Origin of the sequence: Cellulomonas rhizosphaerae (assembly GCF_003470205.1) — a bacterium.
Lineage (GTDB): Bacteria > Actinomycetota > Actinomycetes > Actinomycetales > Cellulomonadaceae > Cellulomonas > Cellulomonas rhizosphaerae.
On the sequence record NZ_QWKP01000203.1, the window covers coordinates 18,606 to 38,290 of the forward strand.

Annotated in this window: 14 protein-coding genes and 1 pseudogene; 4 read left to right on the top strand and 11 right to left on the bottom strand. The window is 72.4% G+C overall.

Translation table 11 applies throughout. The features are described 5' to 3' along the window. Positions 1 to 704 precede the first annotated feature (704 nt). Positions 705 to 1,697, top strand: coding sequence for a ParA family protein (locus D1825_RS11625; protein ID WP_233549855.1), 993 nt, complete (start codon positions 705 to 707; stop codon positions 1,695 to 1,697). Continuing rightward, positions 1,694 to 2,752: a ParB/RepB/Spo0J family partition protein gene (locus D1825_RS11630; protein WP_118767587.1), complete on the top strand. Its 1,059-nt coding sequence runs from the start codon at positions 1,694 to 1,696 to the stop codon at positions 2,750 to 2,752. Before D1825_RS11625 ends, D1825_RS11630 begins: the two co-directional genes overlap by 4 nt. A gap of 205 nt (positions 2,753 to 2,957) precedes the next feature. On the opposite strand, the gene D1825_RS11635 is transcribed toward D1825_RS11630, so the two are convergent. The 7 genes from D1825_RS11635 to D1825_RS11665 all read right to left on the bottom strand — a co-directional run bounded on the left by D1825_RS11635 (position 2,958) and on the right by D1825_RS11665 (position 12,814). After that, positions 2,958 to 3,905 carry a D-alanine--D-alanine ligase family protein gene (locus tag D1825_RS11635; protein WP_118767588.1) on the bottom strand — a complete coding sequence of 316 codons (948 nt, stop codon included), beginning with the start codon at positions 3,903 to 3,905 and terminating at the stop codon, positions 2,958 to 2,960. Then, complete coding sequence (locus D1825_RS11640) at positions 3,905 to 5,248, bottom strand: aminotransferase-like domain-containing protein (protein ID WP_118767589.1); 1,344 nt, start codon at positions 5,246 to 5,248, stop codon at positions 3,905 to 3,907. Before D1825_RS11640 ends, D1825_RS11635 begins: the two co-directional genes overlap by 1 nt. A gap of 42 nt (positions 5,249 to 5,290) precedes the next feature. Beyond that, a complete protein-coding gene (gene trxA, locus D1825_RS11645; RefSeq protein ID WP_118767590.1) occupies positions 5,291 to 5,623 on the bottom strand; it encodes a thioredoxin in 333 nt (110 codons plus the stop codon). Continuing rightward, positions 5,620 to 6,621 (bottom strand): thioredoxin-disulfide reductase, encoded by a 1,002-nt coding sequence (trxB, locus tag D1825_RS11650; RefSeq protein ID WP_118767591.1) that lies wholly within the window; start codon positions 6,619 to 6,621, stop codon positions 5,620 to 5,622. The genes trxA and trxB overlap by 4 nt, the downstream gene beginning before the upstream one ends. A 93-nt stretch (positions 6,622 to 6,714) precedes the next feature. Next, on the bottom strand, positions 6,715 to 10,218 hold the full coding sequence (murJ, locus tag D1825_RS18445) for a murein biosynthesis integral membrane protein MurJ (protein WP_233549856.1): 3,504 nt from the start codon (positions 10,216 to 10,218) through the stop codon (positions 6,715 to 6,717). Then, positions 10,215 to 12,263 (bottom strand): DUF6049 family protein, encoded by a 2,049-nt coding sequence (locus D1825_RS11660; protein ID WP_138067602.1) that lies wholly within the window; start codon positions 12,261 to 12,263, stop codon positions 10,215 to 10,217. The genes murJ and D1825_RS11660 overlap by 4 nt, the downstream gene beginning before the upstream one ends. After that, on the bottom strand, positions 12,260 to 12,814 hold the full coding sequence (locus D1825_RS11665; protein WP_118767593.1) for an NUDIX hydrolase: 555 nt from the start codon (positions 12,812 to 12,814) through the stop codon (positions 12,260 to 12,262). Before D1825_RS11665 ends, D1825_RS11660 begins: the two co-directional genes overlap by 4 nt. An 80-nt stretch (positions 12,815 to 12,894) precedes the next feature. On the opposite strand from D1825_RS11665, the gene D1825_RS11670 reads away from it, so the two are divergent. Continuing rightward, positions 12,895 to 14,406: a CCA tRNA nucleotidyltransferase gene (locus D1825_RS11670; protein WP_233549857.1), complete on the top strand. Its 1,512-nt coding sequence runs from the start codon at positions 12,895 to 12,897 to the stop codon at positions 14,404 to 14,406. Here D1825_RS11670 and D1825_RS11675 read toward each other — a convergent pair. Further along, positions 14,295 to 16,031: a SpoIIE family protein phosphatase gene (locus D1825_RS11675; protein WP_118767595.1), complete on the bottom strand. Its 1,737-nt coding sequence runs from the start codon at positions 16,029 to 16,031 to the stop codon at positions 14,295 to 14,297. The two genes, D1825_RS11670 and D1825_RS11675, sit on opposite strands and share 112 nt — an antisense overlap. Then, positions 16,028 to 17,335 carry an MFS transporter gene (locus tag D1825_RS11680; RefSeq protein ID WP_118767596.1) on the bottom strand — a complete coding sequence of 436 codons (1,308 nt, stop codon included), beginning with the start codon at positions 17,333 to 17,335 and terminating at the stop codon, positions 16,028 to 16,030. The genes D1825_RS11675 and D1825_RS11680 overlap by 4 nt, the downstream gene beginning before the upstream one ends. 414 nt (positions 17,336 to 17,749) lie before the next feature. On the opposite strand from D1825_RS11680, the gene D1825_RS18255 reads away from it, so the two are divergent. After that, positions 17,750 to 18,259, top strand: a complete 510-nt coding sequence (locus D1825_RS18255) for a hypothetical protein (RefSeq protein WP_158580721.1) — start codon at positions 17,750 to 17,752, stop codon at positions 18,257 to 18,259. A gap of 18 nt (positions 18,260 to 18,277) precedes the next feature. Here the strand turns inward: D1825_RS18255 and D1825_RS18770 are convergent. After that, positions 18,278 to 18,433: pseudogene (locus D1825_RS18770) on the bottom strand (hypothetical protein); the annotation flags it as partial. 130 nt (positions 18,434 to 18,563) lie between these two features. Further along, complete coding sequence (locus tag D1825_RS11690) at positions 18,564 to 19,655, bottom strand: inositol-3-phosphate synthase (protein WP_118767597.1); 1,092 nt, start codon at positions 19,653 to 19,655, stop codon at positions 18,564 to 18,566. Between the last annotated feature and the right edge of the window lie 30 nt (positions 19,656 to 19,685).

Consider the following 19,685-nt stretch of genomic DNA (forward strand, 5'->3'; position numbering starts at 1 on the left):
AGATCGGCGACGAGCTGGCTCCCGGGGCCGCGCAGGCGTCCCGAGCGCCCCAGGAGCCCGGCGCCGTGCCCCGCCCCGAGGTGGGCGACGGAGCGGTGGCTTCCGGGCCCCCTGATTCGCGATTCGACGCGGTGCACTCCGTCGAGCGTGAGGTGGCTTCCGGTGTCGCGGCAACGCCGGTGCAGGCGTCGATCTATCGCCCCGACGCACAGCCGACCTCGATCTATCACCCCGACGCACAGCCGAGGGGAGGGGTGGCGGCTTCGTCACGCGAGGCTGACGCGAGCGGGTTGCCTGTTTCACGTGAAACAGGCCTTGCCTCATCGGGGCCGGGCCGTCCGGCCGTAGACCGCGGCGATGCGGTTGTAGCCGACTCGACGGATCGCGACCCGTCTGCGGCCACCCAGCCGGGCGCAGCGCCACAGCAGCGCGGAGCCGGTCCGGTCCTCGACGCGACGGCTGTTTCACGTGAAACGGTCGACGCGGCGCACAAGACACCCGAGGCTGATCCCACTCGCGGTGGTAGCGCCGACCCTGCTTCTCGCTCCGGCGCCCCGGTCGCCGCTGCGCCCGACGCGCAGGTGGGTGACCTTCAGCCCGTCGCGGCCGAGACGAATTCCGCAGCGCACGTTTCACGTGAAACAGTGAGCGCGGCACTCCCGGTGCCGCCTTTCTCGACTCAGCCCGACGGAGCCACCGCACCAGTGAACGAGACCGACCCCGACGAGCGCCGCCGCGCCGCACTCGTCGAGAGCCTGCCGTCGGTGAGCGACGACACCCCGTTGATGGCGGAGCTGAAGCAGGACGCCCGGCGCCGGATCGAGCTCCGCGGCCGCCGCTTCCCCAGCCCACCGAGCACGCGCATCATCACGGTGGCGAACCAGAAGGGCGGCGTCGGCAAGACGACGACCACGGTCAACCTCGCGGCCGCGCTCGCGCAGTCCGGCCTGAACGTCCTCGTGCTGGACAACGACCCGCAGGGCAACGCCTCGACGGCGCTGGGGATCGAGCACCGTTCCGGCACGCCGTCGATCTACGAGGTGCTCGTCGAGAGCAAGCCCATGCACGAGGCCGTCCAGGTCTGCCCGGACATCCCGACGCTGTGGTGCCTGCCGGCGACCATCGACCTCTCGGGTGCTGAGATCGAGCTGGTCTCGATGGTGGCCCGCGAGACACGGCTGCGGGTCGCGCTGGACGCTTACCTCGAGTGGCGCGACGCGAACGGCCTCGCACGCCTGGACTACGTGTTCGTCGACTGCCCGCCGAGCCTGGGGCTGCTCACGGTGAACGCGTTCGTCGTCGGACGCGAGGTGCTGATCCCGATCCAGTGCGAGTACTACGCACTCGAGGGACTCAGCCAGCTGCTCAAGACGATCGAGCTGATCCAGGCACACCTCAACCAGGGACTGCACGTCTCGACGATCCTGCTGACGATGTACGACGCTCGGACCAACCTCGCGCAGCAGGTCGCGCAGGAGGTGCGTACCCACTTCCCGGAGCGGACACTGCGCACCACGGTGCCGCGATCGGTTCGCATCTCCGAGGCGCCGAGCTACGGCCAGACGGTCATCACGTACGACGCGGGATCCTCGGGGGCGCTCGCGTACCTCGAGGCAGCCCGTGAGCTCGCGGACCGCGGCGCCGCCGCCGCGACCGCTCCGCAGGACGCCACGCACCACGGCCAGGAGGAACGATGAGCGAGAAGCGACGTGGGCTGGGCCGTGGGCTCGGCGCGCTGATCCCGACGGCGCCCGAGGGGGATCAGCGCCCGACCGGTGGGGACCGCCCGGCCGACCTCTTCTTCGGCGAGCCGCGGGGTAACGGGGCACCGGCAGCGCCCACCGAGGTGGCCGAGGCTGACGCGACGACTCCTGCACAGGCCGCGACGGCGACCACGGTGACGACGCCCAGCCAGTCCGACAGTGACCTCCTGCCCGTCCCCGGTGCGCGGTTCGCGGAGCTTCCCGTCGCGGAGATCCGTCCCAACCCGCGTCAGCCGCGCACGGTCTTCGACGAGGAGGCGCTGGCGGAGCTGGTCGGATCCATCCAGGAGATCGGCGTCCTGCAGCCGGTCGTCGTGCGCCAGGTCGCCGACGGCTACGAGCTCATCATGGGGGAGCGGCGGTGGCGCGCGACCCAGGAGGCCGGCCTCGACACGATCCCGGCGATCATCCGCGACACCGAGGACGGCGACCTGCTGCGCGACGCGCTGCTGGAGAACCTCCACCGCTCGCAGCTCAACGTGCTCGAGGAGGCTGCCGCGTACCAGCAGCTGCTCGACGACTTCGGCTGCACGCACGAGCAGCTGGCCACCCGGATCCACCGGTCGCGCCCGCAGATCTCGAACACGCTGCGCCTGCTCAAGCTGCCGCCGCTGGTGCAGCGACGTGTTGCGGCCGGGGTGCTGAGCGCGGGCCACGCCCGTGCGCTGCTCGGCCTCAACGACGGCGCGGCCATCGAGCGGCTCGCCCAGCGGATCGTGGCCGAGGGCCTCTCGGTCCGCGCGGTCGAGGAGATCGTCGCCCTGGGGGCGGACGATGCCCCGCGGCGTCGCCCGGCTCCTCGGGCCGGCATCCGCAACGAGGCGCTCGACGACCTGGCGTCGCGGCTGTCGGACAAGTTCGAGACGCGCGTGAAGGTGAGCCTCGGCAAGTCGCGCGGGCGACTCACCGTTGAGTTCGCGTCGGTCCAGGACCTCAACCGCATCCTCGGCAGCCTCGCGCCAGAGGACCCGGGCCTGCTCAAGGGCTGAGTCAGCGAACGCGTCGAGGCGCTTCGAGGGGTGGGCGGCGACGTCGGCCGGCGACCGTCGTCTCGACCGACGAGTGGTGCTCGATAGACGTCGGCCGTGGGTCACCGCGTTCGGAGAGTAGTCGAGCCTTCGCCTTGACCCGAGGCGGATCGGATCGGGCATTTCGCCATGTACCGGACGCCGAAACAGTCGTGTACGAGTCGCGTCAGATGGCGAGAGAAGCCCGCACCAGGGATCGGTACAAGTCCCCAAGGTTGTGACCAGCAGCCTCGGCAGCCTGGGGCAAAAGCGACGTTTCGGTCATGCCCGGGGCAACGTTGACCTCGAGGAACTCGATGTCGCCGGACGCCGTCACGATGAGGTCGGTCCGCGAGATCCGGGTGAGACCGAGTGCCTCGTGCGCGGTGACCGCGACCCGCGCGACGGCGGCGGCCAGATCGGACGACAGTCGGGCAGGCGCGAAGTACTCGGTCCGCCCCGGGTTGTACCGGGCGTCGTAGTCGTACGGTCCGTCGGTGACGATCTCGACCGCGGGCAGTGCGGCCGGACCGGAGCCGGTGTCGATCACGGACACGGCGAGCTCGGTCCCGATGACCGCGCGCTCGATGAGGGCGGTGTCGCTGTAGGCGAAGCAGTCGACCATCGCTCGGGGAAGCTCGTCGGCCGACGTCACCAGGTTGACCCCGAGCGCCGACCCGCCACGGGACGGCTTCACCACGAGGGGAAGGCCGAGGCGGGAGACGAGAGCGCCGAGCACTCGCGACGCGCCGAGCTCGCGGAAGAGTGACTGCGGCAGAGTCACGAAGTCGGGCGTCCGCAGGCCGGCGCGCGCGACGACTGTCTTGGCGATCGGCTTCGACCAGGCGACCCGGCTCTCGCGCGGACCGGTGCCGAGCAGGGGCAGGCCGAGGAGCTGGACGACGTCGCGCACGGAGCCGTCCTCGCCGGACGTGCCGTGCAGAAGGGGCCAGACCAGGTCGGGCCGCAGATCCGTGAGGGCCGGCACCAGGTCGGCGTCGACGTCGTGGATCGAGACGTCGACGCCGACGGATCGCAGGGCTTCCGCGACCCGACGGCCGGATCGCAGCGAGACGTCGCGCTCGTGCGAGAGTCCGCCGGCCAGGATGACGACCCGCGGCGAGGCAGCGGCCATCAGGCGACGTCCGGGCCGGGTGCGTCGACGACGCTGTCCGGGATGGACGACGTGGTGCCGAACAGCTCGACGAGCTCGCGCTCGCCGGCGACGACCGAGGCCAGCCGGCGGACGCCCTCGCGGATGCGCTCGGGTGTGGGGAAGCAGTACGAGAGACGCATGTGGGAGGCGCCGCCGCCGTCGTAGTAGAACGCGGTGCCGGGGACGTAGGCGACCCGGGCCGTGACCGCGCGGGGGAGCATGTCCTTGGAGTCGAGGCCGTCGGGCAGCTTGACCCAGACGTAGAAGCCGCCGTCGGGCACGTTCCACGACGCCTCGGGCAGGTGCTCGGCGAGCGCGGAGATCGTCGCGTCTCGCCGCTCGCGGTAGAGCTCGCGATAGGACTTGATCTGTCCCTGCCAGTCGCACGTCGACAGATAGGTCGAGATGGCGATCTGCGACGCCGACGACGGGCACAGGATCGCGGACTCCGAGGCGAGCACGAGCTTCTCGCGCACGGCGTGGGGCGCGACGACCCAGCCGACTCGGTAGCCCGGCGCGAACGTCTTGGAGAACGAGCCCAGGTAGAGCACGCCCTCGTCGTCCATCGACCGGATCGCGGGGCGCGGCTCGCCCTCGAACCCGAGCAGGCCGTACGGGTTGTCCTCGAGGACGAGAACCCCGTAGCGCCGGGCGATGGCCAGCACCGCGGGGCGCCGCTCGGTGGAGAGCGAGACCCCGGCCGGGTTGTGGAAGTTGGGGACCGTGTACAGGAACTTGACCCGGCGGCCGGTGGCGGCGAGGGACGCGAGCGTCTCCTCGAGCGCGGCGGGGACCAGGCCGTGCTCGTCGATCGGCACGTGCACGACGTCGGCCTGGTACGCCCGGAACACACCGAGCGCTCCGACGTAGGACGGCGCCTCCGCGACGACGACGTCGCCCGGATCGATGAAGATGCGCGTGACCAGGTCCAACGCCTGCTGGGAGCCGGTCGTGACGACCACGTCGTCGGGGTGGGCGTCGATGCCCTCGAGCCGCATGACGTCGAGGATCTGCTCGCGCAGGGTCACGTCGCCCTGGCCGGAGCCGTACTGCAGCGCCTGGAGGCCGCGCTGCGAGACGACGCGCGAGGCGACGTCGGACAGCACGTCCAGGGGAAGGCCGTCGAGGTAGGGCATGCCGCCGGCGAGGGAGACGACCTCAGGCCGGTTGGCGACCGCGAACAGGGCGCGGATCTCCGAGGCTCGCATGCCGTGCGTGCGCTGGGCGTACGCACCGAGCCAGGGGTCGAGGCGGGTGCCGGCGGCGGCGGAGGACGTGGGGGGGCCCGCCGTCTCGCCGGCAGGCACGATGCGCTCGATCATCCGTGCAGTGTCGCACGCAGGGCGAACGCATTCGCCCGACGGTCACACCGTGGCGAGCACGCCCTCGATCTGCTCGGTGATGCTGGCCTTGGGGCGCGCGCCGATGACCGACTGCACGAGCTCACCGCCCGCGTAGAAGTTGAGCGTCGGGATCGAGACGATGCCGTAGTCGCCCACCACGCGCGGGTTCTCGTCGGAGTTGATCTTGACGATCTTCACGCGGCCGTCGTACGTCTTCGACAGCTCTTCCAGCACGGGCGCGACCATGCGGCACGGCCCGCACCACGGCGCCCAGAAGTCGACGACGACGGGGATGTCGGAGCCGAGAACCTCCGCCGCGAACGTGTCGTCGGTGACAGCAGTGACCGAGCTCATCGTGCCTCCTCCAGAACGGGCGCGGGGCCCAGGTCGGGGACCGGGTCGGCCAGCCCGTCCTCGAGCGCCGCGAGGAAGTGCTGGGCGTCCAGGGCGGCGGAGCAGCCGGAGCCGGCGGCGGTGATGGCCTGGCGGTAGGTGTGGTCGACGAGGTCGCCGCACGCGAAGACGCCGGGCAGGTTGGTCGCGGTGGTGCGGCCGACGACCTGCACGTACCCGTTCTCGTCGAGGTCGATCTGGCCGACGAGCAGCTCCGAGCGCGGCACGTGGCCGATGGCCACGAACACGCCCGTGGCAGGGTGCTTGCGCGTCTCGCCGGTCACGGTGTCGCGCAGCGTCACGCCGGTGACCTTCGCGTCGCCCGCGATGCCGACGATCTCGGAGTTCCAGGCGAACTCGATCTTCGGGTCGTTCGCGGCGCGGTCGGCCATGATCTTGGAGGCCCGCAGCTGGTCACGCCGGTGGACCATCGTGACGCGCTTGCCGAACCGGGTCAGGAACGTGGCCTCCTCGACCGCGGAGTCCCCGCCGCCGACGACGATGATCTCCTGGTCCTTGAAGAAGAACCCGTCGCACGTGGCGCACCAGGACACGCCCCGCCCGGACAGACGCTTCTCGTCGTCCAGGCCCAGCTCGCGGTACGCGGAACCGGTCGACAGGATGACGGAACGCGCGAGATAGGTCTCGCCACCGGACACCACGATCTTCTTGACCGGGCCGTCGAGCTCGAGCGACGTGGCGTCGTCCCACAGCACCTCGGCGCCGAAGCGCTCGGCCTGCTTCTGCAGGTTCTCCATGAGCTCGGGGCCTTGGATGCCGTCGGGGAACCCGGGGAAGTTCTCGACCTCGGTGGTGTTCATCAGGGCGCCGCCCGCGGTCACCGAGCCGGCGACGATCAGCGGGGCGAGCCCGGCACGTGCTGCGTAGATGGCCGCGGTGTAGCCGGCGGGGCCGGAGCCGACGATCACGAGGTCGCGCACGGTGCTGTCCTGGGTCACGAGAAGTTCCTTGCAGTCGATCGAGTCGGTGAGGCTGTCGCAGTCAACCGATCCTAGGCGGGATCTGTTCCGCGCACGGTCAGGACAGCTCGGTCAGGACAGCTCGATCTCGGCCAGCTCGAGGCGGAACGACCCGTCGCTCGCGGTCGGCAGCTCGGTGATCCACAGCGTGAGCTTGTCGGTCTCGGTCGCCGGGTCGAGCGTGAACGTCACCTCGGAGCCGAACTCGCCCTCGGCGAGCAGCTTGCCGCCGCTCGGGTCCGACTTCCCGGTGTCGCGGATCTCGACGTGTCCGCCCGAGCCGTTCGTGTGCAGCGTGACGGTGTGGACGGTCGTCGGGTCCTTGAGCGTCATGACGTAGCCGACGCCATTCTTGAAGCCCGCGAAGTCCGCCCGCTTGTAGGTCATCGTGTACCAGTACGTCGACGGGTCGCCGTCGAACGCGCGGTCCACGGCCTCCTGGTGCTCGCCGTCGTCGTCCGACGGGTCGACCGACGTCGCGGAGCCGATGACCGGCGGCACGGTCGACTCGGCGGGGGTCGACGGCTCCGCGGACGGGCTGCTGGGCTCGTCGGACGTCGGTTCGGGGCTCGCCGAGGTCGACGTCGAGGGGCTGGGCTCGGGCGCGCCCGTGTCGAGCGAGCTGAACAGCGCCTTGAACGCCAGGACGACGCCGATGACGACCGCGATGCCCACGAGGATCAGCACGAGCGCCGTCGGGTTGAACCGGCGGCGCGGCTCGGTCTCGTACTCCTGCTCCTCGACGATGCGGTCGAAGTCGAAGCCGCCGACGAGGGTCGGGGCCGGCTCGGGCGCGGGCGCTGCGGGCGGCTCGTCGTTCCAGGCGCGTGCGGTCGCGGCAGCTCCGACCGCGCCAGCGGCTCCGAACGCGGACGTGCGCGTGGGCGCTGCGGGCGGCGGGGTGCCGGGGCGGTTGACGCCGGCGGGCGGCGGCTGCGCGTCGTAGGACGTACGGATCGACTCGCGCTGGACGGCGATGGGGGCGGTGTCCTCCATGTCGTCGACGTCGAAGTCGTCGTCGGGAGCATCCGGAACGCCCGGGACGGCAGGAGGTGCCGCAGCGACGGGCACCACAGGCACCGGCCCGGTCGCGACCTGCACGGCGCGGATCGCGCCCCAGGGCTCGAGCTCACGCACGAGCTCGCCCGGGCTGTGCGGCCCGTCGTCGTTCGGGCCGAGCGTCACGGCGCACAGCGTGTCGAGGTCGCCCGGGACGTCGGCGACGAGCTCGGCCGGGGGGATGGGCAGGCCGTCGACGGTCGGGGCGTCGGGGAGGTCGACGCCGAACGACGGCAGCGACGGGTCGGCGGCCCAGTGGCCCGTGAGGGCGGCGTACAGGACGCGGACGAGGCCGACCGTGTCGGCGCGCGTGGTCGTGTGGGCGTCGCGCGCGACGATGCTCAGCAGGCCGGCGTCGAGGCCGAGGCCGGAGACCACGATGCGGCCGTCGTCGGTCACGTGCAGGGAGGAGGGACGCAGCGCCAGGTGGTGCACGCCGCGTCGTCGGGCGACCTCGAGCGCGGCCGCGGCCTCGCCGGCGATCGCGCGTGCCTGGTCGGCGGTGAGCGGTCCGCGAGCCAGCAGGTCGGCGAGCGACGGGCCGGTGACCTGCTCGGACACGACGTAGCCGTGCCCCTCGTGCGTGCCGACGTCGAGCACGCGCACCAGGCGCGCGTCCGTGACGAGCGCGGCGCGGCGGGCGCCGTCGAGGGCCTGCGAGATGTGCCCGGACGAGAGCACGTGCACCCGCACGGGCCGGTCGAGGATCTGGTCGGTGGCCTGCCACGCGGTCGACCCCGGGAGGTCGGACTCGGCGGCCTGGACCACCCGGTACCGCCCCGAGAGCACGGTGCCCCGCTCGACGACCTCGCTCACGGCACCTCCTGCGTCGTTGACCTGGGCCGATCCCGGGTGCGGCCCTGTGTGCAGCCTAGACGCGCGACCGCGCACCTTCGCGAGGAGCGGGCCCAGAAGGGTGTCGAGCTCGGAGACGCGCATGAGCCGGAGCGCGGCCAGGTAGACCAGTCCCATGACGGTGCCGACGACGGCGCACTCGATGATCGCGGCGATGTTGCCGCCGGACAGCAGGCTGCGCAGCACGACGAGCGTGAGCAGCCCGAACCCCGCCGCGACCACGGCGGCGAGCAGGGCCTGCACGTGCACCCGCAGCACGCGCGGACCGTCGAGGGTCCGCAGCCTGGCGCGGAGCATCCAGAGGCCCAGGACGGCGCCGACGACGTACGACACGCTCATCGACAGGCCGGCGCCCGCCACCCAGGAGCGCGGTTCCAGCACGTAGCGCCCGAGCAGGGTGCCGACGACGACGATGACCGCCATCACGAGCTGGATCGGCACCATCCCGCGCGCGTCCTCGTACGCGTAGTAGACGCGCTGGCACATCGACCACGCCCCGAACGCGGGCAGGCCGACGATCATCGCGACGACGACAGGCGAGACGGCGTGCACCTGCGCGTCCGACGAGGTCCACAGCAGGATCTGCGTGATCGGCACGGCCAAGACCGTGACGACCGCCATCGCGAGCACCGTGAAGAGCCCGACGACGCGCAGGCCGCTGGACAGCGTCGCCCGGACGGCGTCGACGTCCCTCTCGTGCGCCTGCTCGGACAGCCGGGTGAACAGGGCGGTGGCCAGGGACACCGTGACCAGCGAGTGCGGCAGCATGAAGATGAGGAAGGCCCAGTCGTACGCGGCGTTACCGGCGACCGCTCCACCGCCTGCTGCACTGGGTGCGTCCGAAGCCACGCGCGAGACGACGATGTAGCCGAGCTGCCCGATCGCGAGGCCGACGAGCGTCCAGGTCGCGACCTTGCCCGCGCGGCCGAGCCCGGAGCCGCGGAGCCCCCAGCGCACCCGGTAGTGGACGCCCGACGCGCGCAGCGCGGGGATGAGGACCACGGCCTGCGCGATGATGCCGAGCGTCGCAGACCCCGCGAGGAGGGTCGTCTGGCCCACGGTCCAGTTCGCGGCGACCTCGATGCCGTCCGGGCCCGCCTTCGCGACGCCGAACAGCGCGATGAACACCACGAAGCCGGCGATCGACACGACGTTGTTGACGACCGGGGCCCACATGTACGGGCCGAACGAGCCACGAGCGTTGAGGACCTGCCCGAGCAGCGCGTACATCCCGTAGAAGAACATCTGCGGGACGCACCAGAACGCGAACGCCGTCGCGAGCTCGGTCTGCGCGCTGGTGAACCCCTTGCCGTAGAGGTGGACGAGCAGCGGGGCGCACAGCGTCAGGATCAGGGTCGCGCCGGCCAGCAGTGCGAAGCCGAAGGTCAGGAGACGGTCGACGTACTCCTGCCCGGCCTTGCGCCGGTAGGCCTGCACCACCTGCGGCACGAGCACGGCGTTGAGCACGCCGCCCGCGAGCAGCATGTACAGGATGTTCGGCAGCTTGTTGGCCACCGAGAACGCGTCGGCCGCCTGGCCCGTGGCACCGATGGCGCTCGCGAGGACCATCTGGCGCAGCAGTCCCAGCATGCGGGAGGCCGCTGTGCCGGACGCCATGAGCGCGGCACCGCGACGCACACCCCCCGAGCTGGTGGCGCTCACGTCCCCTGTTCCTCGTCCGGGACGCCGCCCAGCACGGGCAGCGGCGGGGCGGGGCCGGTCTCGGCCTCGGTCCGTGCCCCCCGTCGGGCGCTCTGGCCGCGGCGGACCGTGCGGACGATGCCGAGGATCAGCCCGATGACGAGCAGGGCGCCGACCGCGTACGTCCCGACGCTCTCGATCGTCGGGGCGACCCGTGCGGTGAACTCACGCGGTGCGGCGACGACGTCGCCTGCGGGCGACTCGAGGGTCGCCGTGACGGTGACGTCGCAGTTCGCGGTCGCCTGCAGGTGGACCGCTACGGTCGCGCTGGAGGTGGACTCGACGGTGACCGGGTCGATCGGGTCGACCTGGAGGCACGCCTTGCGCGGGGTCATGACGAGCTGGACGGTCGCGGGCACCTCGAGGTCGTTGCGCACGGTCACGCGCATGGGCGCCTCGGCGCTGAGCACGTTGAGGTCGCTGATCGGTGCGATCGACAGGCCGACCGTGCGGGCGGAGACCTCCTTGACCACGTTCCCGGCCAGGGCGGTGCGGCCCGTCGGGTCGGCGCGCCAGGCGAGCGAGAGCGGGGCCAGCGTCTCGGCGTCGACACCGGTCAGCAGCGTGGTCGGGTCCGGTGTGATCGCCGAGAAGTCGACGGCGTGCCCGCGAGCGGTGGCGAGCGCCGCGACCTCGGCAGGCGCGATCTCGTCGTCGGCTGCCTCTCCCTGCGCCGGCACGTCCACCTGCGTGGCCGTGCCGACCAGGAGCGTCGAGACGGGGTCGACCTGGACCCACGGCGCGGAGCGCAGCGCGGTCATGACGACGCGGACCGCGGCCGGGTCGGGGACCTGGTCGCGGCCGGGCGCGAGCAGCACGGGGTCGGGCGTGCTCTCGCTCTCGCGGGCCACGAGCGCGAGCTCCGCGAGGGCGCGCTGCGCGGTGGTCGCGTCGGTGGCGTCGGGGACGACCGTCGTGGGGTCGGAGAGCAGGGCGGAGAGCGTGCCGTCCGGGCCGAGGCGGTCGAGCGAGCCGCCCTCGGTGGACATCCGCGCGTGGGTGACCGCGGAGTTGGCCCCGACGGCCGGCGTGCGCGTGACGGCCGCGACGACGTCCGCACTCGCAGCTGCCGCCGCCGTCTCGGCGTCGAGGTTCTGGCCGGGTGCCGCCCACACCATCGTGCGCCGACCTGCGCCCAGCACGTCCGACGTGCGCGCGTGGTCCACCGCGACCTGGAACAGGGAGCCCTCGTCGGCGCGCGCGACGGCGGCGACGTCGGGATCGGACCACGGGAGCGTGAACGTGGCGTGCCGCGACGAGGCCGTCGTCATCGCCTGCGCCCACGCCTGCGACGCCGGTCCGCCCGCGCGCGCCTGCTCGACGAGCGCCGGGTCGGCGGCGAAGCCGATGGCGTCGTCGACCTGGATCGCGGCGAGCGAGCGACCGAGCCGCCCTGTCGGGGAGGTCAGCTGGTCGAGCTCGGTGCTCGGCGTCGTGGCGAGCGGGTTCGCCGCAGGGCCGGCGACGGGCAGCAGCACCGAGACGGGGACCGGCGTGACCGACTGCTCGGGGTACCAGAGCGCGTAGGACCGGGCGAGCCCGACGCGGGCGCCACCTTCGGTCGCCTCCACGGCGAGGCCGCGCGGGCCCCAGACGCCGGGAAGGTTCGTGAACTGGATCCGCGCCGCCGGCAGGGTGAGGGTCACGTCCGCGGAGGCACCCGGCTCGAGCGGGTCGTCCAGCGCCTGGACCACCGTGACCTGCCCGGCGAGCTCGGAGTCGGCGCGGTCGGCCCACGCCGCCACCTCGTCGCGCGAGCCCATCCGGAAGTAGTTGATGCGCAGGTCGGCCGCGGCGTTCTTCAGCACGCTGGTGCCGTCGTTGTGCAGGGTCGCACGCACGGTCAGGTCCTCGCCGGGGCGCAGCACGACGGGGGAGATCGAGGTGATCTCGACGCGGACGGGCAGGGGGTCGGCGGCGCTCGCGGGCAGGGCGGGGGCCAGGATCAGGCCGGCGACCAGGGCGAGCGCCGCGCTCAGCACCCTGCGTGCCAGACGCCCGCTCATGCCTCGCCGACGAGCACCACGAGGGCGGCCTCGGCGAGTCGTCGTTCGTTGGGGTACGCGAGCCGCTGCGGCAGGTCGGCGACGGCCACCCACTCGGCGTCCTCGGCCTCGCCGTCCGGATCGCCCTCGACCGAGATCGTGCCGCCCACCGCGCCGAGCAGGAAGTGGTGGACGACCTTGTGCACACGGCGGTCGTCGCCGCTGAACCAGTAGTCGATGACGCCCAGGCGGCGCAGCACCTGGCCGACGATGCCCGTCTCCTCGGCGATCTCGCGGACCGCGGCCTCCTCGGGCGTCTCGTCGCCCTCGAGGTGACCCTTGGGCAGGCACCACTCCAGGCGGCCCGCGCGGTTGCGGCGGGCGATCACGGCCGCGTGGTACGAGCCGTCACGCTGGCGGACGACGAGCCCGCCGGCGCTCGTCTCGTCGACCACGGGCAGGTGCGCGGTGGTCGGGCGAGGGGCAGGCGGGCGGGGGTCGATGCGGAGCGCATGACCGCCCGGAGGCGCCGGGACACCCCGCGATGGCGAGGGGTGGGCCGGGCTGGACATGCAGGCCACTGTATCTACTGCATCCACAGGCCTCGAACCGGCGCGACGGGTGGAGTCCTGGCGCAACTAGACTCGGACGAGTGCCCGTCGAGCCCACGAACCCACACGCGCCTCAGTCGCTGATCGCCCTGCAGAAGCGGGCGATCGCCGTCCTCGCGGGACTGCCGGCCGATGCGCTCGAGCTGGGCGAGCTCTTCCGAGCCGCCGGCCACGAGCTCTCGCTCGTCGGCGGACCCGTGCGCGACGCGTTCCTGGGCCGGCTGAGCGCCGACCTCGACTTCACGACGAACGCGACGCCCGACCAGACCGAGGCGATCCTCGCGAGGTGGGGCGACGCGCACTGGGACATCGGGCGCGAGTTCGGCACGATCGGCGCGCGCCGGTTCGCGGCGCGGCGCGGCTCCGGCCAGGACGTCGTCGTCGAGGTCACGACCTACCGCACCGACGCGTACGACCCGACGTCGCGCAAGCCCGAGGTCGTGTTCGGTGAGTCGCTCGAGGGCGACCTGTCGCGGCGCGACTTCACGGTGAACTCGATGGCGGTCCGGGTCCCGGAGCTGACGTTCGTCGACCCGTTCGACGGCCTCGCCGACCTCGCGCGCGGCGTCCTGCGCACGCCCGTCGACCCGCGGCAGTCGTTCGACGACGACCCGCTGCGCATGATGCGCGGTGCCCGGTTCGCCGCGCAGCTCGGCTTCACGCTCGACCCGGCCGCGCAGGCCGCGACCGTCGACATGGCCGAGCGGATCACCATCGTCTCGGCCGAACGCGTGCGCGACGAGCTGTCCAAGCTGCTCCTCGCCGCGCAGCCGCGGCTCGGCCTGCGGGTGCTCGTCGAGACCGGCCTGGCCGACCACGTGCTTCCCGAGCTGCCCGCGCTGCGCCTGGAGATCGACGAGCACCACCGGCACAAGGACGTCTACGAGCACTCGCTCACCGTCCTCGACAAGGCGATCGCCCTCGAGACCGGCCCCGACGGCCCCGTGCCCGGACCCGACCTGGTGCTGCGCCTGGCCGCGCTGCTGCACGACATCGGCAAGCCGCGCACCAAGCGGCACGAGGAGGGCGGGGGAGTCAGCTTCCACCACCACGAGATGGTCGGCGCCAAGCTCGTCGCCAAGCGGTTGCGCGAGCTGCGCTTCGACAAGGCGACCGTGCAGGCCGTCGCGCGCCTGACCGAGCTGCACCTGCGGTTCCACGGCTACGGCGACGGCGAGTGGACCGACTCGGCCGTCCGTCGCTACGTCACGGATGCGGGCCCGCTCCTCGAGCGCCTGCACCGGCTCACGCGGTCGGACTCGACCACGCGCAACGCCCGCAAGGCCGCGCGCCTGTCCGCCGCGTACGACGACCTCGAGGTGCGGATCGCACGCCTGCAGGAGCAGGAGGAGCTCGACTCCGTGCGCCCGGACCTGGACGGTACGCAGATCATGGAGATCCTCGGCCTGCGCCCCGGCCGCGAGGTCGGTGCCGCGTACCGCTACCTGCTCGAGCTGCGGATGGAGCGGGGGCCGCTCGGTCCGGAGACCGCGCGCGAGGAGCTGCTCGCATGGTGGGCGCGCACGACGAGCACGCAGACGTCGTCCTCCTGACGGTCGCCGACGAGCATCGCGTCGACCAGCGCGTCGCGCGTGGTCGTGGCGTCGAGGTCGTCGGGCAGCGCTGACAGCGTCGCGACCAAGGCGCCGATGCCGTCGCGCAGGCCGCGGTCGCGGCGCTCGATCAGGCCGTCGGTGTACAGCACAAGGGTCGCGCCGGCGGGGATGGCGACCTTGCCGCTCGTCGTCGGGCCGTGCGGGTCCTGGATGCCCAGGGGCGTCGTCACCGCGTCGTCGAGCGAGCGCACCTCGCCACCCGGCAGGCGGATGAGGGGCGGCGGGTGCCCGGCCCGCGCGTAGGTGAGGCTCGCGCTCGCCTCGGCCGCCTCCCAGCGGACGTACGCGCACGTCGCGAGGTCGGGGATGGGGATGCCGCGGACCATCGCGTCGACGCGCGCGAGGGCGTCCGCGGGCTCGGTGCAGTCCCACGCCGTCGAGCGCAGCAGCGACCGGATCTGCCCCATCGCCGCGGCCGCGTGCATGTCGTGGCCCACCACGTCGCCGACCGCGAGCCCGACCGACCCGTCCGGCAGGTGCAGGACGTCGAACCAGTCGCCGCCGACCTCCGCCAACCTCGTGGACGCGATGTACGCCGCGGAGATGTCGAGTCCCGGGACGTCGGGGATGTCGGGCAGCAGGCTGTGCTGGAGGGTTAGTGCGGCGTCGCGCGCGGCGAGGAACAGGCGCACGTTGTCGAGCGCGAGCCCCGCGCGACGGCCGAGGTGCGCGGCCGTGACGACGGCCTCGGAGTCGAATCCGTCGACCTCTCCGTGGACCAGGCACATCACGCCGATCACGCGGTCGCGGGCTCGCAGCGGGACGACGAGCGCGCTGCCGAGACCGAGCTCGTGCAGGGCCTGGAGCTGGGTGCTCGTCGACCGGGTCGGCAGCGAGGCGACGTCGATCGCGTACGGCACCGGGACGAAGCCCGGCGGGCTCGCGAGCGCCTCGGCCATGCGGGGCGACTTGCGCAGCCACTCGACGCCGTGGCTCTCGAGGTCGGCGGCCGCGGCGGCGTGCGCGTGGTCGGACGCGACGACGTGGACGTGCTCGAACCGGCCGCGGTCGTCGGTCACCGCGACGTACCCCCAGGTGGCCAGGGCGGGCACGGCGATGTCGGCGAGCGAGACGACCGCCGCGGCGTAGTCGAGGTGCCCGACCATCTCGTCGGTCACGCGCGCGAGCAGGTCGAGGCGAGCCGTGGCCTGGCGCTCCGAGGCGAGCGCGGTGTCGCGAGCCAGACCGGCCTCGACCCGGGCCGTCACGTCCGCCTGGACACCGACGTGGTGGGTGATCGTGCCGTCGCGACCCAGCACCGGGCTGATGACGACCTGGTTCCAGAACGGCGTGCCGTCGCGGCGGTAGTTGAGCACCACGGTCGCGACGGTCGTGCCGGTCGCGACCGCGTCGTGCAGCTCGGCGCTCGTGCGCGGGTCGGTGCCCGGGCCTTGGAGGAGCCGGCAGTTGCGGCCGATCACGTGCTCGGGCGCGTAGCCCGTCAGCGCCGTGAACGCCGGGTTGACCCAGATGAGCGGGTTGTCGGGCGCGGTCGCGTCGGAGATGGTGAAGGCGACGTCGCTGGCCTGCAGCGCCCGGCCCTGGAGGTCGTCGATGTTCATGCGGCCATCACCTCGACGGGTTTCGGTTCGGGCACTCGTCGGGCAGCCGTGCCGTACACCACCGCCCCGGCCACGTAGCCGAGTGCGAGCAGCGCGAAGAGGATCCGAGAGTAGCCGGTGTCCGGCAGGGAGACCGCGGCGAGCGCGGCGGCGCCGACGAAAGCGGCGTTGTAGAGGACGTCGTAGAGCGCGAACGCGCGGCCGCGGTAGGCGTCGGCGGTGTCGCGCTGGACGATCGTGTCGACGGCGATCTTCGCGCCCTGCGCGGCGAGGCCGAGCGTCACCGCCGCGACGACGATCGCGGGCAGCGCGTACGTCGCGACGAGCAGCAGCTGGCTCGCCGCGGCGATGCCGAGGCAGACCACGATCCAGGCGTTCGCCCCGATGTGCGGCGTGACCACCGGGGTCGCGACGACGGCGAGCGCGAAGCCGACGACGGTCGCGGCGAGCACCGTGCCGAACGTGCGCAGTCCCGCGTCGGTGTCGAGCGGGTCGCTCAGGAGGTTGCGGGAGATGAGCAGGCTCGCGACGAACACGACGCCGTAGAGGAACCGGTGCACGGCCATGATGAGCAGCGCGCGCGCCGGGGTGCGGCGGGCGATCAGGTAGCGCGCGCCGTCGACGAGCCCGCGCGCGAGCATGCCGAGCTCGGCGCGGAGCCTCGTCGCGTCCGCCTTCTCGTCGGGCCCCAGGCGATCGCGGCCCAGGCGTGTGGCGAGCGCGCTCGCGGCGGCCATGAGCAGCGCGGCCAGTGCGAGCGAGCCTCCGTCGTGCGCGCGGCCGTCCGGCAGCACGAGGCCGACGACCAGGCCGATGCCGGCCCCGACGCCCGCGGCGGCCGTGCCCAGCGTCGGGGTCACGGAGTTGGCCGTCAGCAGCAGCGGTCCGTCGACGACCTGCGGCAGCGAGGCCGACATCGCGGCGAGCAGGAATCGGTTGACCGACAGCGTGGCCAGCGCCAGGACGTAGACGGCCGGCCCGACGCCGTCGATCACGAGCAGCACGCCCACGGCGAGCGTGAGCAGCACGCGCAGGGCGTTGCCGTAGACGAGGACCTGTCGTCGGCGCCACCGGTCGAGCAGCACCCCGGCCCACGGCCCGACGATCGTGAACGGCAGCAGCAGGACCGCGAACGCGGTCGCGACCCCCGCCGCGGTGCTCGCGTGCTCCGGGGAGAAGAAGAACAGCGTGGCCAGGCCGGCCTGGAACGTGCCGTCGGCGGTCTGGCTCACCAACCGGACCGTGAGCAGGCGGCGGAAGTCCCGCACCGGCGCGAGCGCCTTGAGGTCCGCGATCACCTGCACGGCGCCATCCTCGCACCCCAGCGCTGTCCGACACGGTGCGTCGGGGCCCGTTGTGTTCAGCGTTCCTCGCACATAGCGGCATCAACGCTGAACACATGCGCTACCGGACGGGGCATTCCTGGCCGCACGGGTGGGGGGTGCCGCGCCAGCCGCGGGCGCGGAGTGCACCGGCGACCTGAGCGGCGGCCGCGCACGGCGTCGCGGCTACGTGGTGCCAGCGGTACCTCAGGGTGACCTCGCGGTGCGCGAGCACGACGGCGTTGTCCCGCCACGCGTCGTCGTCGGTCGTCGCGAAGGGATGCGCGAGCTGGCCGTCGAGCTCGACGCGGATGCCGAGGCCGACGTACAGCCGGTCGGCTCGGATCCACCGACCGTCGACGAGCTGTCGTACTGCGTCCGACCACGCGGCAGACCGTGGCGGCGTTCGACGTCGCGCGCGTATCGATGCTCGAGGGGCGACTCGATCGCATCAACGCCCGGAGCCAGCAGCTCGGTGAGGATGGAGCGGTTTCCCAGGCGCGGCCGAGATCCGGCTTCGATGAGGACCCGATCGGGGAGTACGCCGCGCAGGAGGGCAGCGGCCACGACAGCGACGGCCGCGTCGTCGTCGGCAGCTCGAGCGACGAGGTCGACGACCGTGGCGTTCTCGTTGACGGCGCACAGTCGGCCACCGGCGAGCGGCATCGACCTGCGGCGGTGGATGACGAGCCGGGCAGCTGGCCGGACGAAGCGGTCACCAGGGACGCTGACCTCGATCAGCGGGCCGGGCGCGGCGGTGATCCGGTGCACATACGCAGCGGACGAGTGCGACAGCGCTGCACCTGTTCCCGCGTAGAGCAGCGCCCCGTGAGCCTGCTCGCGCCAGGCCGGAGGGCCGGAGTGGAGGAGGACGACGCCGCGGTGGAGTCGCTGCCACCGCCCTGACGCGACCCTGCGGGCGACTGCGGCGGCCGACAGGCCCCAGCCCTCGAGCTGGGCCGTGGTCGCAGCGCCGCCCTGGCGGTCCACGACGGCAGTCGCAACGGTCGGCAGCTTCACGCCCTCGATCGTCGGCCACCGGACGCCCGGCGAACGTCCGATCGCGCGATCTGTGGACATCTCGCCGTACGGCACCGCTTGTGTTCAGCGTTAGTCGCACATAGCGGCACCAATGCTGAACACAAGCGCGGGGCCGGGCGCGACGAAGGGCCCCCGGGAGATCCCGGGGGCCCTTCGGGGTGAGGCTAGGTCAGCGCTCGTTCTCGCCGGCGATGAAGGCCTCCAGCTGGGCGCGGCCCAGGGTGTCCTCCATCTGGACCGGCGGGGACTTCATGAAGTACGTCGAGGCCGACAGGATCGGGCCACCGATGCCACGGTCCTTGGCGATCTTCGCGGCGCGCAGGGCGTCGATGATGATGCCGGCCGAGTTGGGCGAGTCCCAGACCTCGAGCTTGTACTCGAGGTTCAGGGGCACCTCGCCGAACGCGCGACCCTCGAGGCGGACGTAGGCCCACTTGCGGTCGTCGAGCCAGGCGACGTAGTCCGACGGGCCGATGTGGACGTTGCGGTCCTCCTTCTTGCCGCCCAGGGGGCCGGTCAGGTTGGAGGTCACGGCCTGCGTCTTCGAGAGCTTCTTGGACTCCAGGCGCTCACGCTCGAGCATGTTCTTGAAGTCCATGTTGCCGCCGACGTTCAGCTGGTACGTGCGGTCCAGCACGACGCCGCGGTCCTCGAAGAGCTTCGCGAGGACGCGGTGCGTGATGGTCGCGCCGACCTGCGACTTGATGTCGTCGCCGACGATCGGGACGCCGGCCGCCTCGAACTTCGCGGCCCACTCGGGGTCGGACGCGATGAAGACGGGCAGTGCGTTGACGAACGCGACTCCTGCGTCGATGGCGGCCTGCGCGTAGAACTTCGCAGCGACCTCCGAGCCGACGGGCAGGTAGCAGATCAGGACGTCGGCCTGGACCTCGCGCAGGGCGGCGACGATGTCGACCGGCTCGGCGTCCGACTCCTCGATGGTCTCGGCGTAGTACTTGCCGATGCCGTCGAGCGTGTGGCCACGCTGCACGGTCACGCCGAGCGGCGGGACGTCGGCGATCTTGATCGTGTTGTTCTCCGAGGCGCCGATGGCCTCCGAGAGGTCGAAGCCGACCTTCTTGGCGTCGACGTCGAACGCAGCGACGAACTCGATGTCACGCACGTGGTAGTCACCGAACTGCACGTGCATGAGACCGGGGACGGTCCCGTTCGGGTCGGCGTCGGCGTAGTAGTGGACGCCCTGGACGAGCGACGCGGCGCAGTTGCCGACGCCGACGATGGCGACGCGGATGGAGGTCATCCTCGCTCCTTCTCGGTGGTTCGCGCCGGG

Excerpts from the sequence above, each read along its gene's own strand:
- D1825_RS11630 (WP_118767587.1), top strand. The coding sequence starts at position 1,694 with ATGAGCGAGAAGCGACGTGGGCTGGGCCGTGGGCTCGGCGCGCTGATC.
- D1825_RS11635 (WP_118767588.1), bottom strand. The coding sequence starts at position 3,905 with ATGGCCGCTGCCTCGCCGCGGGTCGTCATCCTGGCCGGCGGACTCTCG.
- D1825_RS11640 (WP_118767589.1), bottom strand. The coding sequence starts at position 5,248 with ATGATCGAGCGCATCGTGCCTGCCGGCGAGACGGCGGGCCCCCCCACG.
- trxA (WP_118767590.1), bottom strand. The coding sequence starts at position 5,623 with ATGAGCTCGGTCACTGCTGTCACCGACGACACGTTCGCGGCGGAGGTT.
- D1825_RS11660 (WP_138067602.1), bottom strand. The coding sequence starts at position 12,263 with ATGAGCGGGCGTCTGGCACGCAGGGTGCTGAGCGCGGCGCTCGCCCTG.
- D1825_RS11665 (WP_118767593.1), bottom strand. The coding sequence starts at position 12,814 with ATGTCCAGCCCGGCCCACCCCTCGCCATCGCGGGGTGTCCCGGCGCCT.
- D1825_RS11675 (WP_118767595.1), bottom strand. The coding sequence starts at position 16,031 with ATGAACATCGACGACCTCCAGGGCCGGGCGCTGCAGGCCAGCGACGTC.
- D1825_RS11690 (WP_118767597.1), bottom strand. The coding sequence starts at position 19,655 with ATGACCTCCATCCGCGTCGCCATCGTCGGCGTCGGCAACTGCGCCGCG.